Origin of the sequence: Nocardia sp. NPDC056952, assembly GCF_042674185.1 — a bacterium.
GTDB lineage: Bacteria > Actinomycetota > Actinomycetes > Mycobacteriales > Mycobacteriaceae > Nocardia.
The window spans coordinates 414,961-436,225 of sequence record NZ_JBHURA010000004.1 but is presented as its reverse complement, the minus strand read 5'-3'; the positions used below and the strand labels follow the sequence as shown (position 1 = coordinate 436,225).

Annotated in this window: 4 protein-coding genes; 1 reads left to right on the top strand and 3 read right to left on the bottom strand. The window is 70.6% G+C overall.

Features of this window, described 5'->3' with window-relative positions; all coding sequences use genetic code 11:
- Positions 1-114: 114 nt before the first annotated feature.
- Positions 115-1,626, top strand: coding sequence for an aldehyde dehydrogenase family protein (locus ACFTS5_RS18035; protein ID WP_378632142.1), 1,512 nt, complete (start codon positions 115-117; stop codon positions 1,624-1,626).
- 4 nt (positions 1,627-1,630) lie between these two features.
- Here the strand turns inward: ACFTS5_RS18035 and ACFTS5_RS18030 are convergent, their stop codons facing one another.
- The 3 genes from ACFTS5_RS18030 to ACFTS5_RS18020 form a co-directional block, all read right to left on the bottom strand.
- Positions 1,631-2,869, bottom strand: a complete 1,239-nt coding sequence (locus ACFTS5_RS18030; RefSeq protein WP_378632139.1) for a TetR/AcrR family transcriptional regulator — start codon at positions 2,867-2,869, stop codon at positions 1,631-1,633.
- Positions 2,870-3,014: 145 nt separating this feature from the next.
- Complete coding sequence (locus tag ACFTS5_RS18025; protein ID WP_378632461.1) at positions 3,015-4,037, bottom strand: alpha/beta hydrolase; 1,023 nt, start codon at positions 4,035-4,037, stop codon at positions 3,015-3,017.
- A 268-nt stretch (positions 4,038-4,305) separates the two neighbouring features.
- A complete protein-coding gene (locus tag ACFTS5_RS18020) occupies positions 4,306-21,258 on the bottom strand; it encodes an amino acid adenylation domain-containing protein (protein ID WP_378632137.1) in 16,953 nt (5,650 codons plus the stop codon).
- Positions 21,259-21,265 lie beyond the last annotated feature (7 nt).

Genomic DNA, 21,265 nt, shown 5'->3' with positions numbered 1-21,265 from the left:
GCAAGGGCAGTGCGGGAACCTTGTCGGCCGGGCCGCGCGCCCATACGCTGACAGCGGGGAAACACTCGTCTCACCGGCCCGCGTGCGGGCGTGTTCGATCTTGGGGAGGTGACCATGGTCGAGTCGGCTTCTACCGCCGCCGCGCCCGCCGGTCGATCCGATGTGCTCACGGCATTCGATCCGCGCACCGGTGAACAGCTCGCGCAGTATCCCGTGCAGGGCACGGCCGAGGTCACCCGTGTCGTGCGCACCGCACGCGCCACCCAGAACTGGTGGGGGGAACTGGAGTTCAGTGAGCGCAAGCACCTGCTCCTCGACTGGCGTCGCGAGATCGCCAGGAACGCAGGCGAGTTGGTGGAACTCCTGCGCAGCGAGACCGGCAAACCGGAGGCCGACGCCACTCTGGAAGTGATGCTGGCGGTGGAGAATCTGGACTGGGCCGCCCGCAACGCCGAGCGCACACTGGGCCGAAAGCGCCTGTCCACCGGCTGGTTCACCCGCAATCAGCACGCCTCCGTCGGCTACCTGCCGCTGGGGGTGATCGGCGTGCTCGGCGCGTGGAACAACCCGGTGTTCACGCCGATGGGTTCGATCGCCTACGCCATGGCCGCGGGCAACACGGTGGTGTTCAACCCGCACGAACTCAGTACCGGTGTCGGCACCTGGCTGGCCGACAGCTGGGCCGCGGTCTCGCCCGAACAACCCGTACTGCAAGCGGTTACCGGAAATTCGCGGACGGCTACCGCCCTGTGCAAGGCCGAGGTGGACAAGATCGCCTACGCCGGGCCCGAAGCGCGCGGACGCGAGGTGATCGCGCTGTGCGCCCAGACGCTGACGCCGGTGGTGGTGGAGAACAGCGGCAAGGGCAGCATGATCGTGCACGTCGACGCGGTGCTCGACGCGGCCGCGGAGGCCGCGGTGTTCGGGGCGATGGCCAATGCCGGGCAGAACTCCTCGGGCATCCAGCGCTGTTATGTCGCCGATTCGGTGTTCGACGACTTCCTGGCCAGGGTGGCCGAGCGAGCGGCGAAGCTGCGTCCCGGCGCCGACAACCGCGCCTCCTACGGGCCGATGATCAATGCCACCCAGGTCGACGTGGTGCGCAGACAGGTCCGTGACGCGCTCGCTCACGGCGGGCACGCGGTGCTCGGCGGGCTCGATTCGTTCCGCGACCCGTACGTGGAGCCGATCGTGCTGGCCGAGGTTCCCGAGGAGAGCATCGCGATCACCGGCGAGGGAATCGGCCCGGTGCTCGTGGTGAATCGGGTCGCCGACCTGGCCGACGCGGTCACCCGGGTGAACGCGGCGGGCAACGGCATCGCCGTCACCATCTTCACCCTCGATATCCCCAGCGCGGAGCTCATCGCCGAACAGCTGAAAGTAGGTGTGGTGACAGTGAATTCGTCGACCGCGTTCACCGGCATCCCGGCCCTGCCGTTCGGCGGTGTCGGCGAATACGGCCAGGGACACAGCCACGGTCAGCACGGTCTGTACGAGTACAGCCGCACGATGTCGATCGCGCGCAGGCGCTATCGGGCCCCGGTCCGGCTGTCGACCTTCGACCGCAGGCCAGGGCACTTGCAGACGGCGAAAGCCCTGTTCCGTTTACGTCACGGCCGCGGCTGAGCGGCTAGTTCCCGTCCGCCGAGCCGCTGCCGAGCAGCACCGCGCCGGTCAGCGCGGCGAGGCGGGCGAGCTGTTCGGGGCGCGAGTCGAAGCGCAGCAGCCGGCCGACATCGATGATCTGGCCGACCGCGGCGTGCACCCGGAAGCGGGCTTCGATCGGGTCGCCGTCGAGCAGGTTGGCCCATTCCAGGATGTTCTGCCGCTGGATGGCACGCAGACGGTGCTGTTCGGCCTGCGGGAGGTTGCTGAACTCCGCGTAGTAGACGGGCGCGATCTCGGGCGTCGCGAAGGTGAGGCGCGCGTGCTGGTCGGCGATGCGGCGGGCGGCGTCGGCCCGGTTCTCGCTCTCGGCCAGCGCCTCGCCGATCGCGACCGCGAGCCGGTCGGCGGTGCGATGAAAAGCGGCCGCGAGCAGGTCGGCCTTGCTGTCGAAGTGGCGGTACACGCTGGAGGCGTTGATGCCGACGGCGGCGCCGATCTCCTCGATGCCGGATTCGTGATACCCGTTGCGGCCGAAGATCCGGATCGCTTCGGTGAGCAGCTGTTCGCGTTTCGAGGTGACCGGCAGGCCACGGGGCTGCTTGTCGGGCTCGGCCGCGGCGGGGGTCGGCGGCAGCTCGGCGCGCACGATCGCCCAGGCCATCTCGAGCTGTACCGCGAGCATGCGGCTGTGCGAGAGGGTGGTGCGGTGCGCGGCGATGCTGGCCAGCGAACTCAGCGCGCCGACGGCGAGCAGGATGCGGTCGTCGGCGCTCGCCTCCGGCCGGACGTCGGCGATCCGCGCGGCGACGTTCGCCTCGAGTTCGCGATAGAACGCGCGGATGCGCACCCGGTCGTCGGGTTCGAGGTAGCGGCGTTCCCAGCGGTAGAGGCCGGCCTCGCGCCGGATGTCGATATTGCGTTCGGCGACGGCGGTGAGCACCGCGTCGAGCCTGGCTTCCGGGCTCAGCGACGGGTCGTCGGCCGCTGCCGCGACATCGCGCAAACCCCGAGCACCCTCCTCGGCGGCGGCGACGAGCAGCGCGTACTTGTTGGCGAAGTGGCGGTACAGCGCGGGTCCGGAGATGCCGACCTCGGCGGCGATCTCGTCCACGCCGACCGGGTAGTAGCCGCGCGCGCTGAACGCACGGGCGGCGGCCCGCATGATCTGCATCTTGCGGTCCTTCGGCCTGCGGCGCACGACACGGGCAGGTGCGGTCGTCGGCTCGCGGGCCTGTTCGGCCTCACTGCGATCGGCGACCATGCACTCACTTTCCGTTGCGCGGACCGGGTTGGTCCAGTCAACCTAAGTTAACCACAATTCGCAAACGTCGAGGGCAGGTCGAGGAAATGGGACCGCCCCGGCAGCGATGCGCTCGCTATCGGGGCGGTTCGGGAGAAACCGGTGTCTACAGGCCGAGCCCGCGGGCCAGGGTCGGCCACGACAGCTTCAGCTCGTCCTTCCAGTAGCCCCACGAGTGGGTGCCGTTGGGGCGGAAGTTGAAGGTCGCCGGGATACCCAGCTCGTTGAGCCGGTTGGCCAGGTTGTGCGTGCAGTAGTTGGTGCCCGCCTCGATCACGCCACCGATGACGATCTGGTTGGCCAGACCGTAGGCGCCGGGCAGCGCGTACGGACCGTCGAGGGTGTCGTACGGGCCGGGCAGGCCGTTGCCGGTGGAGATGTAGAGATCGACGCCGCGCAACCCTTCGGCATTCACGTACGGGTCGTTCTTGACCCATTCCTCCGAGCCCTGCGGACCCCACATGTTCATGGTGTCACCGCCGCCCCAGGTCTCGACCGTGACCTTCACGAACTCCGAACCGACCGGATCGGAGGTCTGCGCGCAACCGCTGTACGCCGCGGCCGCCTTGTACAGGCCGGGCTTGGCGATCGGCAGCGCGAGCACGGTGGTGCCGGAGGTGGACAGACCCGCGATGGCGTTCACACCGTTGGTGCCCAGCGCGCCGTCGACCAGCGGGGGCAGTTCCTCGGTGAAGAAGGTCTTCCACTTGTTGCGGCCCACGACCGGGTCGTCGTGGATCCAGTCGGTGTAGTAGCTCCAGGCGCCACCGATCGGCTGGATGACGTTGACGTTCTTGTCGCTGAGGAATTCGAGCGCGTCGGTCTTGGCCACCCACGACGCCGAATCCTCGCCGCCGCCCGCACCGTTGAGCAGGTACAGGGTGGGGCGCGGGACCGAGGCGTCGGCGGGGCGCTGCACGTCGACGATGATGTTCTGGTCCATGGCCGCGGAGTACACGTGCAGTCGCAGACTGCGCGAGTCCTTCACTTCGGCCTTGACGATCTTGGAGCCGTCCTCGGAGACCGGGTTGGCGAGCAGGCTCTTGGAATCGATGATCGGGTCAGCTGATGCCGGGCTCGTACCGATGCCGGACATCAGTCCCGCCGCCACTGCCGTTGCCGCGATCATCGCCGCGGCCCGGGAGCCACGACGCCGGGTGTGCCGACGCATCAATTTCGCACCTTCGCTTCGTCTCGAATTCCGATTCGGTCCGTGCTCCGACAGGGCACGAAGTTGCAACCAGCCAGACCCTACGGGTTATCCGGTGGTTACAACAGGGGTAATCGTTACAGCAGCGCGGTCACATCATGCCTCACCGGCACCGCTGATGTCATTGCGCCCCAGCGTTCATGTCGCCACGCACCAGCGTTTGTGTCACCACGCACCAGCGTTTGTGTCACCGCGCCCCGGCCGCGCGGTCGCCGGCGTCGAGCAGCTCCGCCAATCGCGGACCGATCTCCGCCAGTGCCTGCGGCGAGGTCATCTGATCATGCACCACCGCGACCGGCCGATCGCGCACCGCGCCGTCGACATACGGGGCCCAATTGGCCGCCGCCGCCTCGTGTCCGAGCGCGCTGAAGTACTCGAGCCTGCCGCGGAACACCGCGGGACGGTGTTCGGCGATGAGCTCGGCCGAGCGCACCGCGCTGCGATAGATCCGGCGCACCCGTTCGGGGGTGAGTACGGCCATGTTGGCGGGAATGATCGCGTGCAGCGCGGCCAGTGCGTCCTCGCTGAGTTCGCGCACCCCCGCGGCGGGCAGCGCCGTGCTGATGTCGACGCCGAGTTCGGCGAGCGCGTCGCGGACGGCCGTGTGGAAATCGGGGACATCGATGTCGGGATGCGAATCCAGCATCGCCAGCAGCGACACCTGCTCCCCCGCCGCCTGGAGTTCGGTGGCGACGGCGTGGGCGAGCACACCGCCCAGCGACCAGCCCATCAGCCGGTACGGGCCGTGCGGCTGCTGGGTCCTGATCTCGGCGGCGTAGCGGCGCGCCATCTCGGCGAGCGTGCCCGGCAGGTAGCCCGCCTCGCTCAGCGCGGGCGACTGGAGCCCGAAGATCGGCCGCCGCGCCGGAATGTACTGCGCCAGCCCGGCGTAGCACCAGGACAGCCCATACATCGGGTGGATGCAGAACAGCGCGCCGCCCGCCTCCGTGCCGTGCGGCACCCGGTTGCGGATGGCCAGCAGGACGCCGAGGGCGTCGTCGGATTCGAGGTCGGAGGTGAGGTCGCGATCGCCGCCGGCGGACTGGGTGGCGTCGATCCGTTCGGCCAGCGCGGCGACAGTGGCGTCGGTGAAGAACCACTGCACCCGCACCTCGGCGCCCACCCTGGTGCGCAGGCGGCTGATCGCCTTGGTGGCGATCAGGGAGTTGCCGCCGAGTTCGAAGAAGTCGTCGTCGAGACCGACCTTGCCCGCGCCGAGCACCTCCGCGTAGACCTCGGCGACGGCACGCTGCAACGGCGTGGTCGGCGGGCGGTAGGCGCGAGTGGTGAAGGCGGGGACGGGCAGGGCCTTGCGGTCGAGCTTGCCGCTGGCGTTGAGCGGTAGCGAACTCAGGATCACCACGGTCGCCGGAACCATGTACGACGGGAGCGCCGCCCTGGCGTGGGTGAGCAAGGCGACTTGATCGAAACCGGCGGTAATGGTGCCGCTTTCGATCGAATAGCCCTCCGGTCGAGCCGACGCGGGAGCTTCCTCGACCGGCGGTTCGACCGGCACCACGTAGCCGACCAGGCGGTCTCCCGTCGGACCGTGGACGAGCGCGACGGCGGCATGCCGGACACTGTGATGATCGCGCAGGACCGCCTCGACCTCACCGAGCTCGATGCGCTGCCCGCGCAGCTTCACCTGGAAGTCGCTGCGGCCCAGGTATTCCAGGCTCTCGTCGGTGGTCCAGCGCACGACGTCGCCGGTGCGGTAGAGCCTGCCGCCGCCGGGATGGGCGACGAAGCGTTCGGCCGTGAGGGTGGGCGCGCCGAGGTAGCCGCGGGCCAGCTGCACCCCTTCCAGGTACAGCTCCCCCGCGGTACCGAGCGGGACGGGTCGCAGTTGCCGATCGAGCACGTGGACGCGCGTGTTGGCGACCGGTATGCCGATCGAGATACCCACGGCGGGACCAGCTTCTACCTGCGCCGCGGTCACCACGGCGGCTTCGGCGGGGCCGTACCAGTTGACCAGTGTCGCCGCGGGCAGCACCTGGGCGCACCGGCGGGCGGTCGAGGACGTCAGCGCCTCGCCCGCCGCGAACACCCGTCGCAGCGAGGGGAATTCACCCGTGTCACGGTCGGCGAGGAAGGCATCCAGCATCGACGGCACGAAATGCACGGTGGTGACGGCGCGTTCGGTGATCACCTCGGCCAGGTAGGCCGGGTCGCGGTGACCGTCGGGGGCGGCGATCACCACCGTGGCGCCGGTCTGCAACGGCCACAGCAACTCCCAGGTGGAGATGTCGAAGGTGACCGGGGTCTTGTGCAGGACCACGTCGCCGGGGCCGTGCGGGTAGGTGCGCTGCGCCCAGCGGAACTGGTTGACCAGCTGCCGGTGCGTCAGCATGACGCCCTTGGGCGTGCCGGTGGACCCGGAGGTGTGGATGACGTAGGCGAGATTGTCGGCCTTCGGCAGCTCGAGCTCCGCCGCTTCGCCACTGACAGTGCCCAGCTCGATGACGGGAATGTCGGAGGCGGTGGTGAAACCGGCCGTGGCGAGCACGCAGATCGGCGCGGCCGAAGCCAGCACCCGTTCGGTCCGTTCGGCCGGGTGGTCCGGGTCGACCGGTACGTACGCCGCACCGGTCCGCAGCACCGCGTAGATCGCGGTCACCAGGTCGATGCCGCGCCGCATCGCGACCGCGACGAGCGTCTCCGGCCGGGCGCCCCGTGCACGAAGGGAACCGGCGAGCTCGCGCACGCGTTCGTCGAATTCCGCGTAGGTGTAGGTGGTTTCACCGTCGATCAGTGCGGTGGCCTGCGGCGTGCGCCTGACCTGCGCGTCGAACAGCGACAGCAGGGTCGCCTCGTCGAGCAGTTCGGGCGCGTCGGTGGCGTTGACGGCCGCCAGGGTCGCGCGTTCCTCCGCGAGCAGCACATCGATCTCGGCGATCCTGGCCTGCGGGCTCGCGACGAACCTCGCCAGCAGCATCGAAAAGCGTTGCGCCAGCGCGTTGGCGGTGTCCTCGCCGAACACATCGCGCAGGTACTTCACCGAGACCCGGAGCTGCCCGTCGGCGACCACCTGCACGGTGAGCGGGTAGTGGGTGCCGTTGGCGGCGTCCATCCCGGTGACAGCGGCCGATCCGGACGCGGCCTGTGCCAGCCCTTCTCGGTCGACCGGGAAAGACTCGAAGACGACGAGCGAGTCGAACAGCGCGTCGATGCCCGCGATCTCCTGGATCTCACCGAGTCCCAGATAGTGGTGATCGAGCAGCGCGGCTTGCTCGTCCTGCAGTGTGCGCAGCAGCTCGGCGACGGTATCGCCGGGACGCAACCGCACGCGAACGGGAATCGCATTGAGGAACAGCCCGACCATCCGCTCCACGCCGTCGAGCTCGGCCGGCCTGCCCGAGACGGTGGCACCGAACACCACGTCGTCGCGATCCACCAGCCGTGCGATGAGCAGGCCCCACGCCGCCTGGACCACGGTGTTCACCGTGACGCCCAGGCTCGCGGCCAGCTCGCTCAGCGCGGCGGTGTCCGCCGGGGAGAGCGCGAACCCGGTTTCTCCTGTGCCCGTGGCGATCTCGCGGCCCTGATCGACGGGTGCGAGCGGAGTGGGCTCGGCCAGGCCGGTGAGCGCGGTACGCCATGCCGTCCTGGCGGCCTCGAGATCCTGGTCGACGAGCCAGGCCAGGTAGTCGCGGTAGGGCGCGACCTTGGGCAGGCGCCTGCTCCGACCGCCGACCACATACGCGGTGAGCAGTTCCTGTAGCAGCAGCGGGGTCGACCAGCCGTCGATCAGGATGTGGTGGCTGGTGACGAGCAGGTGTGCGGTCTCGGCGGTGCGCACCAGCGTGAACCGCAGCAGCGGCGCGGTGGTCATGTCGAAGTGCGCGGCCAGATCGGCGGCGCGAATGCGCTGGTAGACGGCGTCTTCCGCGCCCCGACCGGCGAGCCCGGAGGCGGCACCGGAGCGCGCAGGGCCCTCGGGAGGGGCGCCATCGAGCACGGTGTCGATGACCTGCCACGGCACGTCGATGTCGTCGAGCACCACCTGTAGCGGGGTGCCCGCGGCATCGGTGGCGAACGCGACGCGCAGGTTGTCGTGCCGGTCGAGCACGGCCTGTGCCGCCTCGTGCAGTTTCTCGTCGTCCACGGACAGATCGAGGTCGAGAACGAACTGGGTGATGTAGGGGTCGACCGAGTTCTCGGCGAGCAGCGCGTGGAACAGCATGCCCGATTGCAGCGGCGTCACCGGCCACACGTCGCTGAGCAGCGGATAGCGGCGGACCAGACGCGTCAGCTCGGTTTGGCCGAGTCGCACCAGCGGGAAGTCCGACGGCGTGAATCCGCCCGCGCCGGGCTGCAACCCGTGTTCGGCGAGTCCGCCGAGCGCGCGGATCCAGTGTTCGGCGAAGGTCTTGACCGCGTCCGCGGTGAGTACGGCGGTGGCGTAGTCGAATCGGGCGACCAAACCGTCGTCGGTCGCGTCGACCGTGAGCACCAGGGCGAGGTCGTCGGCGGCCACATCGGTGTGCACGCGCGCGGGGCGCAGGTCGCGCAGACGGACGGCGAATCGGCCGCGATCCAGTGTGCGGACGCTGTCGGCGGTCTCGGTGTCGAGGTAGCGGAGCAGGCCGAAACCGGCACCGTGGGCCGGAACCGCGCGGCGCAGTTCCTTGATCTGGGCCAGGGCCGTTCCCGCGGCGGGACCGCCGACGAGCGCGTCGGCGACGTCGATGCCGTCCAGGCGCAGCGCGAGCGGGTAGTCGGTGGTGAACCCGCCGACGACGTTCTCCGCATCGGGCCGGCCGAGCAGGCGCTGGTCGGCGCGCAGCCGCACCACCGTGCCGATCGCCCGTGCCGCGGCGGTGTCGGCGGCCGTGTGCAGGGCCAGCGCGACGGCGGTGAGCAGCACCTCGTCGACGGTGGCGCGGTAGGCGTCGGCGACGGTGCGCACCGCGGTGGTGCCCTCGCCGGTGATGCTCAGCGAGACCCGGTTGCGCAGGTGCAGATCGGCGGATTCGCCTGCCCTGGACCGGATCGCGCGATGCCAGTAGGCGCGTTCGGCCCGCGCGGCGGCGGTGGAGGGGTATTCCGCGAGATGGCGTACCAGGTCGCCGAGTCCGGCATCGGGTGCGGCGGGTGCGGCGTGGCGGCCGCGGCTCCAGGCCGTGGTCAGCTGGTCGACCACCGCGCGCCACGAATTCTCGTCCAGCACGAGGGCATTGGCGACAACGACCAGGGTGGCCGAGCTACCGGCGTCGCCGGTGAGGACGAAGTGGATATTGCGACCCTCGTCCGGATCGAGCGCTGCCGAGGCCGCGGCCACGATGTCGTCGACGGGCAGCGAGGACTCACCGTCTTCGTTGTCGAGCCTGCGGAAGGCGCCGCCGATGCGTTCGTCGGGCGGCGGGATGCGCAGCACCGGGGTGTCGCCGGTGCGGTCGAGCAGCGCCCACAGCATCGGGTGCTGGTTCATCACCGCGGCCGCGGCGGCCGCGACGGCCTCGTCCGGGCAGTCCGCCGGTACTTCGAGCAGTACCGCGCGGGGTTCGACCGCGGCCTCGCCCGCTTCGGTGAGCTGGGCGGCGGTGGCGGTGAGCGGGAGCGTGGCCGACGGTGCACTCGGTGCGACGGCGACGTCGGCGCGTCCGGCGAGCGCGGCGACGGTGCGCGCGTCGAACAGGTCGCGCGGGCGCAGGACCACTCCGGCGGCCGAGGCCCGCGACACGACCTGGATGGCGGTGATGCTGTCGCCGCCGAGAGCGAAGAAGTCGTCGTCGAGACCGACCCGGTCGTGGCCGAGGACATCGGCGACGACCCGGGCGATGGTCTTCTCGGCGGCGGTACGGGGCGGGCGGTATTCGCCGCGAGCGGCGAGCGGGTCCGGCAGCGCGCGCCGATCCAGCTTGCCCACGGGGGTCAGCGGAATCTCGTCGAGGACGATGATCGCGGCGGGCACCATGTAGTCGGGCAGCACCTGCGCGGCGAGCGCGGTGAGTTCGGCGGTATCGAGCGCTCGGCCCTCGTCGGCCAGGACGTAGGACACCAGCATCGTCGAGCCGGCGCCGTTGTCGCGGCCGAGCGTGGCGACCCAGGAGACTCCGGGTGCGGCGGCCAGCACGGCGTCGATCTCGCCGAGCTCGATGCGCAGTCCGCGGATCTTGACCTGGAAGTCGTTGCGGCCCTGGAACTCCAGGACATCGCCACGTCGACGAACGAGGTCGCCGGTGCGGTAGAGGCGGGCGCCCTCGGGGCCGAACGGGTCGGCGATGAAGCGCGCTGCCGTGAGAGCGGGGCGCTGGTGGTAGCCGCGGGCGAGTTGGATGCCGCCGAGGTAGAGCTCGCCGGTGACGCCTTCGGGGACCGGACGAAGGCGTTCGTCGAGGACCTGGGCGCGGATGCCGCGGATCGGGCCGCCCATGTGAACGGGTTCGCCCGGCTGCAGCGGGTCGCTGATGGCGGTCATGACGGTGGCCTCGGTGGGACCGTACCCGTTGTGGAAGTGCCGCTGGGGCAGCGTGTTCCAGCGGGCTGCCAGGTCGGCGGGTACGTGCTCGCCACCGACGATCAGGACGCGCAGACCGGGAACGCCGTCGGGGTCGAGGGTGGCCAGCACCGAGGGGGTCAGGAAGGTGTGGGTGACGCCCTCCGTGCGGATCAGCTCGGCGAGTTCGGTGCCGCCGACGGATCCGGCGGGAGCGACCACCAGGGTGCCCGCGCCGCCGATGGCGAGCAGCAGCTCCAGCACCGACGCGTCGAACGACGGGGAGGCGAAAGCCAGTGCGCGCGTGCCGGAGTCGAGGCGGTAGCGCTGTCTCTGCTCGGCGCAGAAGTTGGCGAGTCCGGCATGGGTGACAACGACGCCCTTGGGCAGTCCGGTCGAACCGGAGGTGTAGATCATGTACGCGGCGTTGCCGGTGCTCGGCGGGGTGAGCAGTTCGATCTCGCGCAGGCCCACGGTGGCACAGCCGGCGATCTCGGCGGTGAACGCCCGATCGTCGAGCGCCACCCAGCCGCCGTCGCCGGGCAGCGTGGGCAACCCGGCGAGTTCGGCGGCGAGGGTGATGCCGAAGACCGCGCCCGAGTCGGTGACCATGTGCCTGATCCGCTCGGCCGGGTAGCCGGGGTCGATCGGCACGATCACCGCACCGGTGCGCGCGATCGCCCAGACCGCGAGCACAGATTCGACCGAGCGCCGAATCGCCACGGCGACAGCGACTTCCGGTCCGGCGCCACGGGCGATCAGACCACGCGCCAGCTGGTTGGCGGCGGCATCGAGCTCGGTGTAGGTGAATCCGCGCCCGTCACCGCGCAGGGCGATGCCGGTCGGATCGGCGCGCACCGCCTCGTCCATCAGCTGGGCGAGGGTGCGTTCCGGCTCGGCCGCCGGGCCGGCGAAGGTGATGTTCGCGAGGAATTCGGCGGGGTCGAGCAGGTCGATATCACCGACGGCGAGATCGGGGTCGGCGGCCACGGCGGCGAGCAGACGGACGAAGCGCGCACCGAAGCTCCGCACGGTCTCGGCATCGAACAGGTCTGTCGCGTAGGCGAATTCGGCGTGCATGCCGCCGTTGTCCTGCTGCTCACGCACGGTGAGCAACAGGTCGAACTTGGCCTCGGCGGTGCGGGCGTCGAGCGCGCCCACCGTGATTCCCGGCAGTTCGAAGGCGACCGGGGCGAGGTTCTCGAACGACAGCGCCACCTGGAACATCGGGTGTCTGCCCGCCGACCGCGCGGGTTGGAGCGCATCGACCACCCGCTCGAACGGGACGTCGGCGTGGGCGAAGGCGCGCAGGTCGGTGTCGCGAGTCCGCGCGAGCAGCGCGGTGAACGGATCGCTCTCGGTGATCCGGCTGCGCAGCACCAGGGTGTTGACGAACATGCCGACCAGATCGTCGAGCTCACGTGCGCCACGGCCCGCGATCGGGGTCCCGATGGCGACGTCGCCGGTGCCGCTGAGCCGGGCGAGCAGCACCGCGAGCGCGGCCTGCACGACCATGAACACCGTGACGCCCTGCGCGCGGGCCAGTCCGGCGAGCTCGGCGTGCAGTGCGGCGTCGATCTCGAAGGTGCTGGTGGCGCCCGCGAAGGACTGCACCGCCGGGCGCGGACGGTCGGCGGGGAGCGCGATCTCCTCGGGCAGGCCGGCGAGCTCGTCGTGCCAGTAGGCCAGCTGGGCGGCGGCCGTGGAGGTGGGGTCGGCTTCGTCGCCGAGTGAGTCGCGTTGCCACACCGCGTAATCGGCGTATTGCAGGGGCAGCGGCGACCACGCGGGCGGCGAGCCTGCCGTGCGCGCGGTATAGGCGAGGACCAGGTCGCGGGTGAGCGGCCCCATCGAGAAACCGTCGGCGCTGATGTGGTGGGCGACGAACACCAGGACGTGATCGTCGGCGCCGAGGCGCAGCAGCCGCACGCGGACCGGCGGCTCGGCGGTGACGTCGAACCCGGTGGCGACGATCCGGCGCACCTCGTCGGTGAGATGGTCGGGGGCGACCTCGACCGGGGTCAGGTCGACGCGCACCGCGTCGGGCGCGAGCACATCCTGGACCGCCGCGTCCCCGCGCGCCGGGTAGCGGGTGCGCAGCACCTCGTGCCGGGCGAACAGATCGGCGACGGCAAGGCCGAGGGCCGCCAGGTCGAGGGCGCCGGTGAGTCGGATCGCGGCCGGGATGTTGTAGACGGTCGCGTCGGGGTCGAGCCGGTTGAGCAGCCACATCCGCTGCTGTGCCAGCGACAGCGGCACCCGCTGCGGGCGCGGTCCGGCGAGCAGCCGTGGTGCGGTGGCCTCGTCCGACCGGTGCACGCGCAGGGCGAGATCGGCCACCGTCGGCGCTTCGAACAGCAATCGGACGCCGACCGCGCGATCGAGCGCCGTCCCGATCCGGGCCGCCGCCCTGGTGGCGAGCAGCGAGTTGCCGCCGAGGGCGAAGAAGTCGTCGTCGGCGCCGACGGAGGCGACGCCGAGGATCTCGCCGTAGACCTCCGCGACCACCTGTTCGGTCGGGGTCGCCGGGGCGCGGAAGGTGGCGGCTTCGAAGACCGGCGCGGGCAACGCCTTTCGATCCAGCTTGCCGTTGACGGTGTACGGCAGTTCCCCGAGGACGACGAAAGCGTCGGGCACCAGATAGATCGGCAGCTTGTCCCCCAGCGCGGACTTCAGCTGTGCGACATCGATATCCGCGCCGACCACATAGGCGACCAGTCGATCACCGAAATGGGCGTCGGTCCGGGCGAGCACCGCGGCCTGGGTCACCGCGGGCAGCCCGAGCAGCACAGCCTCCACCTCGCCGGGCTCCACCCGGAATCCGCGGATCTTCACCTGGAAGTCGCTGCGGCCCAGGTAGATCAGGTCACCGCCCGCACCGCGTCCCGCAGTGGCGCGACCGGCTGGGATCAGGCTGTCCGGTACCTCGGTCAGCGGGGTGCGCGCGACCAGGTCACCGGTGCGGTACATGCGAGCGCCGGGCTCGAAAGGATCGGCGACGAAGCGATCAGCGGTCTGGGCCGCTTTGCGCAGATAACCGCGAGCCAGCTGGACGCCGCCGAGGTACAGCTCGCCTCTGATGCCGGGGGCGACGGGCCGCAAGCGCTCGTCGAGAACGTAGACGCGGCTGTTCCATTCGGGCGCGCCGATCGGCACGGTCAGCACGTCGGCGGGGCCGACACGGTGGTCGGTGATCGACACGGCGGCCTCGGTGGGTCCGTACAGGTTGTCGATCCTGGTGTCGGGCAACGTCTTCAGCAGACGCTGGGCCAGCGCGGCGGGCAGGGATTCGCCGATCGCGAGGATGCGGGTCAACGGCACGACCCTGCTCGGCCCGTCGTTCTCGTCGTGCGCGGTCGACTCCCAGTACCCGGACAGCGCGTCGAGCAGCGACGGCACCGCCGTCAGGGTGGTGACGCCCGCGTCGGTGATCAGGGCGTCCAGGTAGGCGGGGTCGCGGTGCCCGTCGGGGGCGGCAATCACCAGGCGGCCACCGCAGACGGCGGCGGACCAGAATTCCCAGACGGACAGGTCGAACGTGGCGGGAGTCTTCAGCAGGAACACATCGGCGGCGTCCGTGCCGAATTCACCGCGTAGCCACTGCAACTGGTTGATCACCGCCGCGTGTGGCACCGCCACGCCCTTGGGGCGGCCGGTGGAGCCGGAGGTGAAGATGACGTAGGCGGTGTTGTCCGGCCGCAGCGGCGCGCGGCGGTCGGCGTCGGTGACCGGGCTGGGATCAGCGGAGGCGATCACCGGGTGGTCTACCCGCACCACCGGCGCGGCGTCGGTACGGAAACCGTTGGTGAGCACGCAGATCGGCGCGGCGGTGTGCAGGATGTAGTCGGTGCGGTCGGCGGGCTGATCGGGGTCGATCGGCACGTAGGCGCCGCCCGACCTGGTCACCGCGTACATGGCGACGACGAGATCGATCGACCGTGGCAGCGCGAGCGCGACCAGCGACTCCGGGCCGACCCCGATCGAGATCAGATGCCGCGCGAGCCTGTTCACCCGTGATTCGAACTCGGCGTAGGTGAGTTCGAGTCGACCCTCGGGCAGATCGGCCACGAGTGCGACAGCTTCGGGCCTGGCGACCGACGGCAGATCGGCGAGCGTGCCGCCGGGCACAGCGAGATCGGCGGCACCACTGACGATTTCGGTCGCGCGTTCCTCGGCGGTACGCAGATCGACATCACCGACCACCACGGCGGGCTCGCGCACCACCGCGTCGAGCAGCAACATCAGCCGGTCGGCGAAGGCCGCCACCGTCGCGGCGTCGAAGAGATCGGTGGCGTAGGTGAAGAAACCCTCGATGCCGGCGGGCGCCCCGTTCGCGTCGTAACCGTCGCCGACGATCAGATGCAGATCGAATTGCGACACAGCGAGTTCCGCCGACACCGGCGCGATCCGCAGGCCGGGCAGTTCCAGTGCGGCACGGTCGATGTTCTGGAAGGACAGACCGACCTGGAACAGCGGATGACGTGCGGTGGAACGCGGCGGATCGAGCACCTCGACCAGTCGCTCGAACGGAACATCAGCCGCGGCGAAGGCGGCCAGATCGCTCGTGCGCTGGGCGGCGAGCAGCTCGGTGAACGTGGCGCCACCGTCGTAGCGGGTGCGCAGAACGACCGTGTTGACGAACATGCCGATCAGATCGTCGAGTTCGCGCTCTCCGCGTCCGGCGACGGGAGTGCCCACCGCCACGTCCGCGGCACCGGACAGCCGGGCTAGCAGGACGGCGAAAGCGGTGTGCAACACCATGAACACCGTGGCGCCGCTGTCGCGCGCGAGCGCCGCGAGGGCGGCGTGCGTCTCGGCGTCGATGCGCACCGGCACCCGTCCACCCGCGAGGGAGGCGACGGCGGGACGCGGGTAGTCGGCGGGCAGTTCGAGCAGATCCGGCAGGTCGGCGAGTTCGGAGCGCCAGAACGAGAGCTGCCGGGCAGCCGCCGAATCCGTCTCGTCCTCGGCACCCAGCCGATCCAGCTGCCACAGCGCATAGTCGGCGTACTGCACCGGCAGCGCTGCCCACTCCGGGGCATGCCCGGCGGCCCGTGCGAGGTAGGCGGTGGTCACATCGCGCACCAGCGGCGCCATCGAGGAGGCGTCGGCGGCGATGTGGTGCACCACCACGGCCAGCACGTACTCCGTGGGCGCGTCGGGTTCGCTCCCCGTGATGTCGAGCAGCCGGACCCGCAACGGAACCTCGGTGGTCACGTCGAACGCGGTCGACGCGAGCGCGGTCACCTCGGCGATCAGCGCGCTCGCGGAGTCAGGGGATCCGGCCGCACCTGCCGTCGGCTGCCCGGCGCCGATCCGGTGCGCAGTGACGTCGAGGTCGACCTGGTCAGCGGGGAGAACCAGCTGAATCGGGCCGTCGGCGGTGTCGGGGTAGACCGTGCGCAGGACCTCGTGGCGGGCCAGTACGTCGCGCAGCGCGGTGGTGAGAGCCGCGACGTCGAGGGCGCCGGTCAGCCGTAGTGCGAAGGGCAGGTTGTAGGCGGCGGCTCCGTCGTCGACGCCCTGGTCGAAGCGGTTGAGGAACCACATCCGGCGCTGGGCGGGCGACAGCGGCAGCTCGGCGGGGCGGGGCAGGGTGCCGAGGCCACTGGTCGGCTCCGCCGCCGCGCCGGGGTCGAGCACCGCCGCGAGCCCGGCGACGGTCGGGGTTTCGAAGAGGGTGCGCACCGCGATGCGGCCACCGGTGGCGGCGCCGAGGCGGGCGACCAGCCGGGTGGCGATCAGCGAGTTGCCACCGAGTGCGAAGAAGTCGTCGTCGGCGCCGATGTCGGTGCGGCCGAGCACTTCCCCGAACAGATCGGCGACGAGCCGCTCCTGCGTGGTGCTCGGCGCGCGGAACGCCCGGGCGGTGAAGCTCGGCGCGGGCAGCGCCTTGCGGTCGAGCTTGCCGCTGGGATTGAGCGGCAGTTCGTCGAGCACGGTGATCGACGCCGGAACCATGTAGACCGGCAAGGACTTCGAGACAGCGGCTTGGAGCCGGTCGGGCTCGGCGGCGTGGCCGGGCGCGGGCACCACGTAGGCGACCAACTGGTCACCGAGCTCGGTCGCCGCGACCAATGCCACTGCCTGGCTGACGGAGTCGTGCGCGAGCAGCGCGGTCTCGATCTCGCCGAGTTCGATCCGCTGTCCGCGGAATTTCACCTGGAAGTCGATGCGCCCCAGGTAGTCCAGCCGGTGCGGGGCATTCGCCGTGGGCCGACGCCACACCACCAGGTCACCGGTGCGGTACATGCGAGCGCCCGCCGCGGCGATGCCGGATGCCGGGGCGAAGGGGTCGGCGACGAATCGATCGGCGGTGAGACCGGGTCGCGCGACATACCCGCGCGCGAGCTGATCGCCGGCGAGATAGAGCTCGCCCGCGATACCGGGTGGCACCGGCCGCAACCGATCGTCGAGGACGTACACGCGGGAGTTCCACTGCGGCAAGCCGATCGGCACCGAGCGCTCACCCGGGCGGGCCGGCCAGTACGTCACCGAAACAGCGGCTTCGGTCGGCCCGTACAGATTGTGCAACCTGGCCGAGCTGACCGCGGCCATGGCGTCGACGGTCTCCGCGGGCAGCGCCTCACCGATGACGAAGATCTCGCGCAGCGACTCCAGGTCGGCATTGCCTTCGGGCGCGGAGTCCGTACCGACAGCTGCCGCCTGGGTGGCAAACATCGTGAGCATCGACGGGACGAAGTCGGTGACGGTGACCTTGTGCTTGCCGATCAGGTCGATCAGATAGGCAGGGTCGCGGTGGCCGTCCGGGGTGGCCAGCACCAGTTTCGCGCCGACCCGCAGCGGCATGAAGTAGCCCCACAGCGACACGTCGAAGGTGGTCGCGGTCTTCTGCAGGTACACATCGCCCAGTGCGAGTGGGTATTTCGCCAGCATCCAGACGAGCTGGTTGTGGATGGCGGCGTGCGAGATCGCGACACCCTTGGGCTTGCCCGTGGAACCCGAGGTGAAGATGACGTAGGCCGGGTGGTCGGGGTGCAGCGGTGCGCGCAACTCCGGCGGAAGGACGGGATCACCCGGTACGCCGGCGACATCGAGCTCGTCGAGCAACAGCAGCGAGGTGCCGGGCGGGACTTCGACGGCGTCGGCACGGGTGCTCAGCACGCAGGCCGGGCGGGCGGTGTCGAGGATGTAGGCGATGCGATCGGCCGGATGGCCGGGATCCAGCGGCACGTAGGCGCCACCCGCGGTGAGCACCGCGTACATCCCGATCACCAGGTCGGGCGATCGCCGGATGGCCAGGCCGACCAGGCTTTCGGGACCGACGCCCTGGTCGATCAGCAGCCGGGCGAGGGCATTCACGCGCTCGTCGAACTGCCGGTAGGTCAGCTCGGTGTCCTCGTAGACCAGCGCGGTGGCGTCCGGATGCGTCTGCACCGCACGGCGATACGCGTCGAGCATCGGCTCCGGCGGCACCGGATGCCGGGTTTCGTTCCAGCTCACCAGGCTCTGCTCCCGCTCGACCTCGGTGAGCAGGTCGATCTCGGCGATCGCGAGATCAGCGTCGGTGGCGACCGCGTCGAGCAGGCGGGTGAACCGGGCCGCCAGGATTTCGATGGTGGCCGCATCGAACAGATCGGTGGCGTAGTTGAACGACGCGGCCATCGGCTCGGTCGGATCCGCACCCGGCACGATCGTGAGCTGTAGGTCGAAACGCGCTACCGCACCGCCGAATTCGACGGGGGTGGCGTCGAGGCCGGGCAGGCGCAGGTTCGGCAGGTCCAGATTCTGGAAGAACAGGGCAACCTGGAACAGCGGGTGATGGGCTTGCGAGCGAACTGGATCGAGCAGTTCTACCAGGCGCTCGAACGGCAGGTCGGCATGGGCGAAAGCGGCGAGGTCGGCGCGCTTGGTCGCGCGCAGCAGCTCCGCGAAGCTCGCGCGCGGGTCGAGGTGCGTGCGCAGGACGAGCGTGTTGACGAACATGCCGATCAGGTCGTCGAGTTCCCTGGCGCCGCGACCGGCCACCGGGGTACCGATGGCGATGTCGTCGGTGTGCGCGAGCCGGCCCAGCAGCACCGCGAAGGCCGCGTGAACGACCATGAATTCGGAGGCACCGCTGCGCTGGGCGAGCGCGGCGAGTGCCGTGTGCACCGACGCCGGGATCTGGAACCCGAATTCGGCGCCGCGACCGGTGAAGACGGGCGGGCGTGGGCGATCGGTCGGCAGGTCGAGTCGGTCGGGCAGTCCCGCCAGCGCCGTGCGCCAGTGCGAGATCTGGGCGGCGGCAACCGAATCCGGGTCGTCTTCGGCGCCGAGGAGCTCGCGGTGCCACAGCGTGTAATCGACGTACTGCACCGGCAGCGGCTGCCATCGGGGTCGCGATCGGTTGCGGCGGGCGAGGTAGGCGCCGAGCAGGTCACGCAGCAGCGGTGCGACCGAGGCGCCGTCGGCGGTGATGTGGTGCAAGGCCACGGCGAGCACGTGATCGTGCGGCCCGAGTTCGGCCAGCGCCACCCGGAACGGCACACCGGCGGCGACATCGAACCCGGTGGCGGCGAATTCGCCCAGCCACAGCGGCAATTCGTCCTCGGTGAGCGAGTCGACCAGCACATCGGGTACGGCTTCTGCCATCGGCAACACCACCTGGTGGCCGACGCCGTCCACCACCGCACCGTCGGCACCTCGCTCGTACCCCTCGGCGGTGTGGACCGGGTACAGGGTGCGCAGGGATTCGTGCCGGGCGACCAGGTCCGACAGCGCCGCGTGCAGGGCGCGCGCGTCGAACGGTCCGGACAGGCGCAGCGCGAACGGGATCGTCTCGGCGGTCGAACCCGGATCGAACTGGTTGAGGAACCACATCCGCTGTTGCGCGGGCGAGAGCGGGATCAGCTCGGGGCGTTCGCGCGGTGCCAGGGGCGCGTGGCCGCCCGCACCCTTCAGCGGTTCGAGCAGCGCGGCGAGACCGGCGACAGTGGGACTGTCGAAGACGTGACCGGCGGGCACCCGAGCCGAGAGCTCCGCGCCGAGGCGCGCGGCGGCTCGCGTGGCGAGCAGCGAATTGCCGCCGAGGGCGAAGAAGTCGTCATCGGCGCCCACCGGGTTCTCGGGTGCGAGCAATTCGGTGAAGACATGCGCCACCAGCTCTTCCATCGCACCCGAGGGCGCCCGGAACTCCTCGGCACGCAGGGTGGGCGCGGGCAGGGCGGTGCGATCGAGTTTGCCGACCGGAGTCAGGGGAATGGTGTCGAGCACGGTCAGCGCGGTCGGCACCATGTGCGCGGGCAGCCCGGCCTTGGCGTGCTCGAACAGCTGGTCGGTCTCGATGCGCGCGCCGGGCGCGGCGTGGACGTACGCGGCGAGAATCGTGGTGCCGTTGTCGAGTTCATGACCCACGGTCACCGCGAAGTCGACGGTGTCGTGCGCGGTGAGCACGGTGTCGATCTCACCCAGTTCGATCCGGAACCCACGCACCTTCACCTGGAAGTCGTTGCGTCCCACGAACTCGATCGCACCGTCCACCCGGCGGCGCACCAGGTCGCCGGTGCGGTACATCCGATCCTCGGCCCCGGCGAAGGGATCGGCGACGAAGCGCGACGCCGTGAGACCCGGCTGACGGTGATAGCCACGCGCCAACCCGTGACCGGCGATGTAGAGCTCGCCGATCATCCCGTCGGGCACCCGGACCAGGCGCTCGTCGAGCACGTACTCGGTCACCCCACGCAGCGGCGCCCCGATGTTCATCGTGTCGCCGACCACCAGCGGCGCGCTGATATTGGTCACGATGGTGGTCTCGGTCGGCCCGTAACAGTCGTGGAACCGGCGGGTATCGGTGGCCCAGCGCCGGATCAGGTCCGGCGGGCACGCCTCGCCACCGGTGGTGACCACGGCCAGCGCGTCGAGCCCGGCGGGATCCAGCGATGCCAGCGCGGCGGTGGTGATGAACATGTGCGTGACGGCTTCGCGACGCAGCACGTCGGCCAGCTCGGCGCCGCCGAGAATGCCCGCGGGCACGAGCACCATGGCGGCTCCGGCGCCCACCGCCATCAGCAGTTCGAGCACGGCCGCGTCGAACGAGGGCGACGCGAAGTGCAGCGTGCGCGAGGTCGGCTCGATCGCGTAGTGCGCGCGCTGTTCGGCGCAGTACCCGGCCAGCCCGGCGTGCGTCACCACCACGCCCTTGGGCAGACCCGTGGAACCGGAGGTGTACACGATGTAGGCGGGGTGCTGGAGCCGCAGCGGACGGACCCGGTCGGCGAAGGTCACCGGATCACCGGGCTGGTCGTCGGTAGCGCGCCGGACGGCCTGGTCATCGAGGCACAACCACTCGAGCGCACCGGGCAGCCGGTCCATCGCCGTGCCGACCGCGACCCCGAGCACCGCACCGGAATCGCCCAGCATGTGACTCACCCGAGCAGGTGGATAGTTCGGGTCGACGGGCAGGAACGACGCGCCCGTCTTGGTCACCGCCCACATCGCCAGCACCGATTCCGGTGAACGCGGAATACCGACGGCCACCACGTCCTCGGGGCCGACGCCGCGGGCGATCAGCAGCCGGGCCAGCCGGTTGGACCGTTCGTCGAGCTCGGCGTAGGTCCAGCGCACCGGCGCGGACACGCCGTCGTCCCACGACAGCGCGAGCCCACCGGGGTTGGATTCCACCGCCACGGACAGCAGTTGCGGCAGCGACTTCCCGCGCTGCCGGGCGCGGGCGCCGGACGCCCGGTTCGCCCGGGTCACGACAGTT